Raw genomic sequence first — 9,298 nt, forward strand, 5'->3', positions numbered from 1 at the left:
TCCGACAATAGTTGAGACTGGTTCTCTCAATGCATAGGCCGCAGGCACGGTTTGCTCACTGACAACGGGTACTATTTCGACCGCTTGAACTCAAACCGTGCCCCGCCATTGCTTCCGTCTGTCACCGAAACCGTCCAACCGTGCGCCTTCGCGATGTCGGCCACAATCGAGAGGCCGAACCCGGTTCCCCCCTCGCTGGACGTGACGCCGTGTTTGAACACGTCGTCTTGCTTCTCCTGGGGAATCCCGCTGCCGGTATCCTCAACGTAGAATCCATCGTCTCCGTCTAGTCCACCCACGGTCACCGTGACGTCGGCACCACCGTGCTCGATTGCATTTCGGAAGAGATTCTCGAAGAGTTGGGTCAGCCGCCCTGCATCCCCGGTGACTGTCGGAATTCCATCTGCGACTGCAAGCGTTGCCTCCTCCGTGTCGACGTATCCCCACGCTTCCGTCGTAATACTCTCGAGGTCGATCTCTTCTGCATCCTCGATCGTCGTCTCCCCACGTACCAGCGTCAGGAGGTCCTCGATGAGTCGTTCAATTCGGTCGTGTGCGGATTCTACTTTTTCAAAGTGCTCCACCTTCCCGGTCTCCTCCGCGATTTCGAGGAACCCCATTGCGACAGAGAGCGGGTTTCGAAGGTCGTGGGCAACGACGCTCGCGAACTGGTCGAGTCGTTCGTTCTGTCGGTGTAGTTCTTCCTCCCTGCTCGCTCGTGCGAGTGCTGCCTCGACAGTCGCACCGAGAATCCGGAACAGGTCGACGTCCGTCTCAGAAAAGACCTGCGTGGAAACTGACCCCGTCGACAAGAGCCCATACTCACCTAGTGGGACGAGAATCTCACTCCGTATCTCTGTGTTCGGGTTGTGGGGTTGCCCCTCAGCTTGGATATCATCATATACCTGGGTTTCTCCGGACTCAAACACGTCCCAAGCGAGACTGTCTCCAGGAGTGAACCGGGGAGACTCGCCAAACAGGTCTCGTGCTTCGGACGTTTCCGTAATTGGGACGAGCACGTTCTCTCGGTCGTCGTACTCCCAAATTCCGGTGACATCGAGGTCGAGTATCTCGGCCGCGGTATCGACGGCAATTGCTCCGATTTCGTCGCTCGATTCAGCGCCGCTAAGCTGCTGTGCGGTATTCTGAAGCGATCGAAGGCGAGTTTCTAAGTCTTTCTGTTCGGTGATGTCCTCTAACACGGCAAGGATGCTCGTGACTTCCCCGTCGGCGTCTGTAATCGGAGCGACCGACAAGAGCAGGTCCAGTTCGTCCCCGTCTTTTGTCTCCCGCCGTATCTCCTTCGCCCGAATGCGCTTGCCGCTCAGAGCGCGCTGCTTGTGTGATGCAAACTCTTCCTGCTGGTCGTCCGGAACCATCGGATTGAATTCACCAAGCACCTCTTCGCGCGACCAGCCGAACATATTTTCAGCCGCGTCGTTCCAGCGGACGACGGTTCCGTCGGTGTCTATCTCCATAACGGTGAGTGGCATGGCCTCGATGAGTGATTCCGGTCGCTGGTTCGTCGCCTCAAGTTCACGCTCCCATTCGACCTGCTCGGTAACGTTTCGAGCGATACCCACGACTCGAACGGTCTCGCCGTCGACGACGACTGGCGCGAGGCTGGTCTCCCAGAACCGAGCATCCTCTCCGATGTCGAGCTCTTCACGATACGAAATCGGTGCACGCTGCTCGACACAGCGAGTGTAGTTAGCCTCGAGTTCAGCACCCTGCTCGTCGCCGAACACCTCTCGGGGTGTCTTGCCGCGGACCTCCTCAGTTGTAAGTCCGGTCTGCGTCTCGTATCCGGGACTGAGTCTGGCGAACTTGAATGAAGGGTCCTCACCAGCGGTATCGACATCGAGCAAGAATATCGCGTCTCCGGATGTCTCAAGCAACGCCTCGTATTCCTCCGCGAGCTCTCGATGCTCACGGCGTTCCGCTTCTCGCTCCGTGATGTCCTGAAAAACACCCCGAAGTACTGCGTCGCCCCGTGGTGTGTCCTCAACGTACTCTCCCCACGCCTGAACGTCACGCACCTCGCCGTCGGGTCGAACGATTCGGAGGTCGAGGTCGTACGGTTCCCCGTCTTCGATTGCCTGGTCGACCGCTGCGGTAATCGTCTCTCTGTCGTCGGGGTGGTAGAACTCGATCGCGTCGTCGAGGGTTGGCTCGTAGTCCTCGTCGACACCTTGGATCTGGCGGACCCCGTCAGACCAGGTGAGTTCGCCGCTCGATGGGACGAATTCCCAGATACCGATGTTTGCGATGTCCTGAACGCGGTCGAAGAGGAACCCCTGACGTTCGAGTTCGTCACGGTCACGACGACGCGAGAGTTCGGTACTCACGAGCTGTGCGACCAGCTCGACGAACGTTCGTTCGAGCGTTCCGAACGGCGCGACTCGCGTCGTTGGACTCGAGAAATTGACGGTTCCGTAACGCGTGCCATCGACGACGAGTGGCACGCCGATGTACGATTCTAACTCGAACTCACGGTAGGCAGGATGCGTCTCTTTCCCGTCGCTAACGGCGTCGACGAACGAACAGACCGAATCCGTGCCGACGACTTCAGCACAGTACGTCGATTCGAGATCGAACTGATCGCCAGCTTCGATATCAGCCTCTGGTGCGTGAACTGCTTCGACCGTGTAGTCGCTGTCCTGAATCCGCGAGACGATACCAATTTCGAGTCCGAGCGTCTGGCAACCGACTTCCAGTAGATTCTGGAGGCGTGACTCGGCCGAGACATCGCTCTCTGCCATGACCGCCTGGAGGTCCTGGAGTGCGTCCCGCTCTCGTTCCAGTTGCCGCTTTACCTCGCTTTGTTCGCTCACGTCTCGAGCGACAACGAGCACCTGCTTACGCTCTCGACTCTGGAACGGCGTTACCCGGACGTCGAGCGTTCGTTCACTAGCCCCGGCCACAACGTCGAGCTGTAGGTCTGTATCGTACAACCCGGTCGACCCACCATCGCTCTCGATCTCGTCGAGCGTCGATTCGACTGCCTGGGAGAATCGCGATGCATCGGAATCGCTAACGCGGTCACCGACGACCGATTCGAGCTGTTGGCCGATAGTCTGGGCCGACTGATCCCCTACGAGCAACCGCTTCGCAGCCGTATTCGCGAACTCGATATCACCCTGCTCGCCGAGGACGAACACGACGTCGTGGATGTTCTCCAGAATCGCGCCACTGCGTTCTAGCTCCAGTTCCCGTTCTCGCTCGGCAGTAATTTTGCGTGAAAAGACGGTCAGCCCGTCCTCGTCCGGGAACGCTCGCACTTCGACCCAGTAGCCGAACAGCTCTCCCAGCCGCTGTTCGAACGATACCGGTTCACCAGTCTCCATCGCCGTTCGATACTTGTCTTCGAGTTCCGTCCCGACGATCGACGGGAACTCTTCCCAGATGGTTTCTCCGACAACCGCGTCCGGGTCACGTTCGACTCGCTCGGCCATCTTCTCGTTTATATACTCGATGCGCCAGTCGCTATCGACGGCGTAAATCGCGTCAGTCGCGCGTTCGAGCGTTCGTCTGAAGCGCCGTTTCGTCTGCTCGGCCTCCGTGTGCTTGCGAGCAGCCCTCGTGAGTGTCCGGATGCGGGCCGCGAGCAGTGTGAAGTTATCACGCTCCGACCGGACTGGGATGTAGTCCGAGACGCCGGCACGAGTCGCTTCGCTCGCGATCTCCTCACTCCCCTGTCCAGTAAAGAGGATTATCGGGATATCATCGTTCTGCTGGCGAATCGACTCCGTAAGCCCGATGCCGTTCGAATCGTCGAGCGAGTACGCCGTTACGATACAATCGATCCGGTCCGCAGCAAGATTGCGCAGTGCTTCGTCGATACCGTCGGCAGGTATATAGTCGATCTCGGTACTCGTTTGTTGGAGCTTGGTTTGAACCAACTCCGCGAACGCGGGATCGGAGTTCACGTAGAGGACGCGGATAGGATCGTCGAGTTCGTCAGTAGTACCGAGCACAGTTACAGAGATTTAACTCCCTAACTGGTTAAACATTTCCTGCGAGACACTCCGGGGAGCTATCAAGCTCTCTAATGACCAGACAAGTGCAATTCTCGGGGGTCGGTATGTCGGTCAATTTAAGGAAAAGGGACGGATATTCCACTAGTATGCCTGCGGAAATTCTGGCTGCTGACGACGACGAAGATATCAGAGAAATGATCGATGTTAGTCTCAGTGGGGATTTTGACGTCGAGACTGTAAAAGATGGCCGAGAGGCATGGGAGTACTTAGAACAGTCCCCGGGTTCACTACCGAAAGCGGTCATTCTCGACGTCATGATGCCAGAGATGGACGGGTTTTCGGTTCTGGATCGCATCCGGGAGAACGACGAGATGCAGGATATGCCGGTTATTATGCTGACGTCTCGGAGCCGGGAAGAGGACATCGTTCGAGCACTCGAGGCGGGCGCGGACGACTTCCTTGCCAAGCCATTCAATAAATCCGAGCTTTACGGACGGATACAGCAAACTCTCGAGTAAGCAACCGTCCTGAATTGAAACAGTAAAGATGCACAAGCCGATAGATACTCACAATGTGGGTAGCCACCCTAGTCGCTGTTATCGGCCTTCTTAGCGTTGGTATTATCACCCAATTTACTGGGTATCGTATGGGCGGATCGATTACTGTCCCTGTTCTTGCTGTATATACGCTCAAGAACTTCGTCATGCTCCCGGTCTTTCTGTCGAGCGCTGCAGCCGCTTTTGTCGGCCTGTGGATCTTACGTCGCCGAACGTTACTTTTCGGTCGTGACGAACTTGTCGCAGCAATGGTTATCGGAACGATTGTTCCAGTGATCACGCTCTTTTTTGTTCTCCAGCTAGGCATCGACGTGGGGGTAATCGCGTTTCTGGGCAGTATTCTCCCCGGACTAGCAGCCTACAATTACCATCGAATCAAGCCGGAATATCGTCGAAACGATATTCTGTCAAGCGTCGGGTTATTCATTGCCCTCACTACGCTGGGCTGGATACTGGTTTCCAATGGATTTGCGCGTCAATTTGGCACGCTGACACCCCCGATCCTCTTCTCTTCGACTGCAGACGTCGCTAGTTTCAAAGGTGTTGCAGTGTCACTCGATCCCGAATCTGTCATACTCCCTCGAGAAATCGTGGCCGGACTGTTCGCTGGTGGGCTCGTTCTCTCTGAACGGCTCCGGGATCGGTTCGGTGTTCGTGTCGGGATCGTCGGTGCGGTCCTCCTCGCGATTTATGCGCTAGCGAGCTATTGGCTCGTGATTCTGTACGTCATTTTGCTTGCGCTATCGTTCGGCTTCATCCAGTTGTCGAACTACCTCACACTCCGGTACGGACGAGTCCTTCTCGGAGTGACTGTCGCAGTCGCGATCTTCGCTACAGTATCGCTGACGTTTGTCTTACCGATTGAGCGAGGACTGTCGGCGTTCTTTACTGCGATTTTGGCAGGTGTCGGGGCGTACAACGCGCATGCGTCAGCACCATTCGAGCGCCGCCTCGTCGTCCCACTACAGATCGTGGTCTTTGTCCCCGCTTTGATCGTCGCTCGACTGTTCAGTGCTCCCCAACCTCGTGGGTTTCCACAGGAGCTGACGTTGCCTGTCCTGGGGATTGCAGCGGTTCTCTGGGTGGCTGCCCTGGGTGTCGCGTACTGGTATACTGTGTCACCCCCGGGTGAAGATGAGGTTCTCTCTGCGTCGGTTCTCTCTGAAGGGGGTGAAACATGAGTCGGACTGCCTTCGAGATCTACGGCCGTGGGTTCGGCTGGTCGTGGCGTCTTAGGGGCCCAGCGGAGGTACTAGCAACCGGCAGCCGCCACTACGACACATCCCGAGCAGCACGCGATGCAATTGACATTGTTCGCGCCGCTGTTGCAGAACTATCGGGGAACCAAGAGTCCTTCCCAGACACCGATGTCGACGCGCCCGACATAATCGTCAAACAAGAGGCCACACCGTCAGGAGAGCTTCCGGAGGAACGAAACAACTGGGTCTGGCGGCTCCAAACTGCAAACGGGGTACTGGGACATAGTGCCGATCGCTTCCCGACGGAAATGGCAGCACAGTCCGCGGCGGACCAGTTCCTCGACTATGCGGCGGGGGCGCTCCCGATGTTCTTGGTTGGGGCAGAGTACGAGTGGAAGACTGGCCCGAAGCCAATCGAAGTCGGCTCGTCGAGTTTAACAGGGCTGGTTAGTGAAGCAACGAGAGGTATTCGACATCGTAAGGTCCTCGATCAGATCGATACCCAGATTGTCGTCTCGGGGACTCGCGGTAAATCCTCAACCACCCAACGGCTCGACGACGTCTTCAACCGCCGAGGGTACGACACGCTCACGAAGATCACCGGCAACCATCCACTACTGATCCACAACGGCGAGGTCCATCCTATCGAACGACGGGGGCCTCGAACGACGCTCTACGAGAATATCAGTCTCATCGCTGAGTTCGTCCCCGAACTCGATGCGTACGAGCCGGACGACGTCGCTATCTTCGAGAATCAGGGTATCACAGAATACACGACCCGGCTGTTCAACCAGCGTCTGACCGATCCGGACATCATCGTGTTAACAAACGTCCGTCAGGACCACACAGATACCCTTGGAAAGACCAGGACAGACCTTGCACGTTCGTTTGCGCGGTCGGTCCCAGCGGGAACACACGTTGTGAGCGGCGAGCAACACCCGGTGTTGCACGAATATATGCAAAAAGAGATCGAACGCCGCGGAGGGACTATCGAGCAGGTTGATATTCTCGACGAACACGAAGGGCTAATCGGTTCTGAAACGATCCACGCAGTCAATGCGGTGTTAGATGTTGTTGGCGAACCGCCACTTCCAGCCGAGGAGATCGAATCGTTCCTCAGTGCGATCCAACCAACGTGGATAGAACTTGAAGACGGACTCATCTTCAACGCTGCCGAGGTGAACGACGTCGAAAGTACTGAGATGGTTCGACGGGTGCTCGTCGATGACGAATGTATCACCCCGTTCGTGTACCTCCGAAGAGACCGGCGGGGGCGTACAGCGTCATTTGCTCAATATATCGAGTTGCTATTCGAGCGAGAGTTAATCGATGAAGCTCACATCGGTGGGGCTAACACACGCGCATTCGCCGAAAACGTCGATGTTCCAACCAAGTGCCACAGTCAAAATGCGGACCCGGAGCAGGTTCTAACTGAACTGTTCACCGATGGCCGACCGGTCATCCTCATGGGTAACACGGTGGACGAGTTTATGCGTGAGATGCAGGCGTCGATTGAACAACGAGTGAAAGAGAAAAGACAGGCTGCCTCGGCAAGCGAAGCTGTTGACATTTCTGAACAGGGGAGCGCGGAAGCGACTAAACCAAAAGATCACGAATAAAACGTCAGCTTCTGTAAGAAGCGGGCCTTTTCGTTAGATGTAGACGTGTTCTTGAGGGGGCCAGAACGATTGTACGGTAGTGCCCATTACTACTGAATCTCGGAGAACCGTCTTTCGACAAATTGCACGACTGTCGTACGTTGAGTGGCCAGCGTACGATTCGACACCGTTGTACGACCGCACCTCACTTACCGGATTAGAGTCGGATGTCCGGATCGTCTCAGGAGCTTGGTTCACGCACCATGAGCACATCTCTGTTGAGCAGTTCGTCTCCGAACTTCCGCTAGCCTACTTCCAATTCGAGGCCCACGACTGCTACGAGAGTCCAACACACTACGAGATGGACACCCTGTTTCGCGTGTTCGTTCTGAAAGAACTTCTCGGATGGGAGCACGAAACAGCACTCTACGAGTACCTCGAAAGTCATCCGGAACTTTGCGAGCGGCTTGGGCTGGAGACAGTGCCTGACCAATCGACACTCTGGCGCAGTTGGCACACACGCTTCACTGATGAGTTTCGCGAGACGGTCCAGAAAGCGGCTCGAACGATTCTCATCAAAGCGCAGAACGCCGACGTCACCGTCCCCCGCGAACCGGAGCAGATTCTCCCAGCTCGTGATGACGTGGACGAATCGGTTCCAGACGACCGAGCCATTCTGGACAACGCCGATAGAGTCACCGAGCACGTCAGTCGCGTCGTCTTCCCGGCATTTTCGCTGGATCGTGGCGACAGCTGTGAGATCCACGAGAACGCCTACTGGGACTTACAAACGTACCTCGGACTTCGCGAGCGGCTGGCTGCAAACGAAGGTGCTCGTAGTTTCCTCTACGAGTCGACTCGGGATCGGACACCGCTGGGGCACGCCCATCGCGAGCAGATTCGGGACCTCTCGATTGACCAAGTCCGGGGGATGTACCGGCAGGCCATCACTCGGCTCCTGAACGAAGTTGCGGAGACAGAGCAGTTCTTTCGAGCGGGAGTTGTCGCAATCGATATTACCGAAGCTGACCCGTTCACCGGCGATAGAACGGGCTACGAAGACGAGATCATCGGGACGAAAGAGAAGACTGACGAGTACGCCTATCAGTGGGCGACGGTCCAGTTAGTCGGCAATGCCGTTCCGCTCGTGCTTGACGCACGACCGGTTCGACGAGGAGAGTCACGCAAGGAAATCGTCGAGGACTTGCTGGATTCGGCTGAGGACCTCGTTCACGTCGATAACGTGCTGATGGACCGGGAGTTCGATAGCCAGCACGTTCTGGAGATGATCAGCCAGCGCGGGCTCTCATACGTCGTCCCGAAACGGATGCAGACCAGCGAGAAAGCCCAGGCCAAGCGATTGCTCCAGCGCGATCAAGACCGGTATGAAACCGACCGGAAGCTCCACCTTGGCAAGAACGAGTGGCACGAGACGACGCTAATCTACCGCCGGAAAGAGGAATCCGAGCACGACGATCACCGGCAGTATTCGGTGTTCATGACGAATCGGGGGAGCGGACACCTTACGGAGTACGGCTACCGGTGGGAAATCGAGTGCGGCTACAGATCGATCAAACGGTTCATGGCTGCCACCACGTCGAAGGATTTCGGGCTGCGATTCTTCTACTTCGCGTTCGCGTGTCTGCTGTACTCGATCTGGCGGGCTGTCGATCTGCTCGTGCAGGTTGAGTTGACTGGTGAGTACGAGCACTCGCCGATGGTGACGGCAGATAACACACTGACACTGCTGAAGAAGGAGACTGGAATCGGATAGAGAGACACTCAGTCTGGGTTAGCGCGCTGTCTGAGTGGCTACACTGTTGGATGTCTCGAAAATTCGCCCTTACGGTTGGAAATATGACAAGAATGCCGCTTGGAGAGAGCATTGAGGTAGTTTCTGCTGACTAACTCGGCAAAATCCACGCATTACAGCCCTGCTATACCTGTTGTAGTCTCAACTTCCA

General features: G+C 56.5%; 5 protein-coding genes. 4 read left to right on the forward strand and 1 reads right to left on the reverse strand.

Going from position 1 to position 9,298, the window contains the following annotated elements; translation table 11 throughout:
- Positions 1-71: 71 nt before the first annotated feature.
- Entirely contained in the window at positions 72-3,977 is a 3,906-nt protein-coding gene (locus ACSG06_RS22000; RefSeq protein WP_440992393.1) for a PAS domain-containing protein, read from the reverse strand.
- 149 nt (positions 3,978-4,126) lie between these two features.
- On the opposite strand from ACSG06_RS22000, the gene ACSG06_RS22005 reads away from it, so the two are divergent.
- From ACSG06_RS22005 to ACSG06_RS22020, 4 genes are all read left to right on the forward strand, one after another.
- A complete protein-coding gene (locus tag ACSG06_RS22005; RefSeq protein WP_440992394.1) occupies positions 4,127-4,498 on the forward strand; it encodes a response regulator transcription factor in 372 nt (123 codons plus the stop codon).
- A 53-nt stretch (positions 4,499-4,551) separates the two neighbouring features.
- Entirely contained in the window at positions 4,552-5,718 is a 1,167-nt protein-coding gene (locus ACSG06_RS22010; RefSeq protein ID WP_440992395.1) for a poly-gamma-glutamate biosynthesis protein PgsC/CapC, read from the forward strand.
- Positions 5,715-7,355, forward strand: a complete 1,641-nt coding sequence (locus ACSG06_RS22015; protein WP_440992396.1) for a Mur ligase family CapB protein — start codon at positions 5,715-5,717, stop codon at positions 7,353-7,355. The genes ACSG06_RS22010 and ACSG06_RS22015 overlap by 4 nt, the downstream gene beginning before the upstream one ends.
- Before the next feature lie 79 nt (positions 7,356-7,434).
- Positions 7,435-9,108, forward strand: coding sequence for a transposase (locus tag ACSG06_RS22020; RefSeq protein WP_440992397.1), 1,674 nt, complete (start codon positions 7,435-7,437; stop codon positions 9,106-9,108).
- Positions 9,109-9,298: the final 190 nt, after the last annotated feature.

The sequence above is a fragment of the Haloarchaeobius baliensis genome (genome assembly GCF_052060055.1).
Classification (GTDB): Archaea; Halobacteriota; Halobacteria; order Halobacteriales; family Natrialbaceae; genus Haloarchaeobius; species Haloarchaeobius baliensis.

What these genes read in the sequence shown, in the direction of transcription:
- ACSG06_RS22015 (WP_440992396.1), top strand. Translation starts at nt 5,715, where the DNA reads ATGAGTCGGACTGCCTTCGAGATCTACGGCCGTGGGTTCGGCTGGTCG.
- ACSG06_RS22005 (WP_440992394.1), top strand. Translation starts at nt 4,127, where the DNA reads ATGCCTGCGGAAATTCTGGCTGCTGACGACGACGAAGATATCAGAGAA.
- ACSG06_RS22010 (WP_440992395.1), top strand. Translation starts at nt 4,552, where the DNA reads ATGTGGGTAGCCACCCTAGTCGCTGTTATCGGCCTTCTTAGCGTTGGT.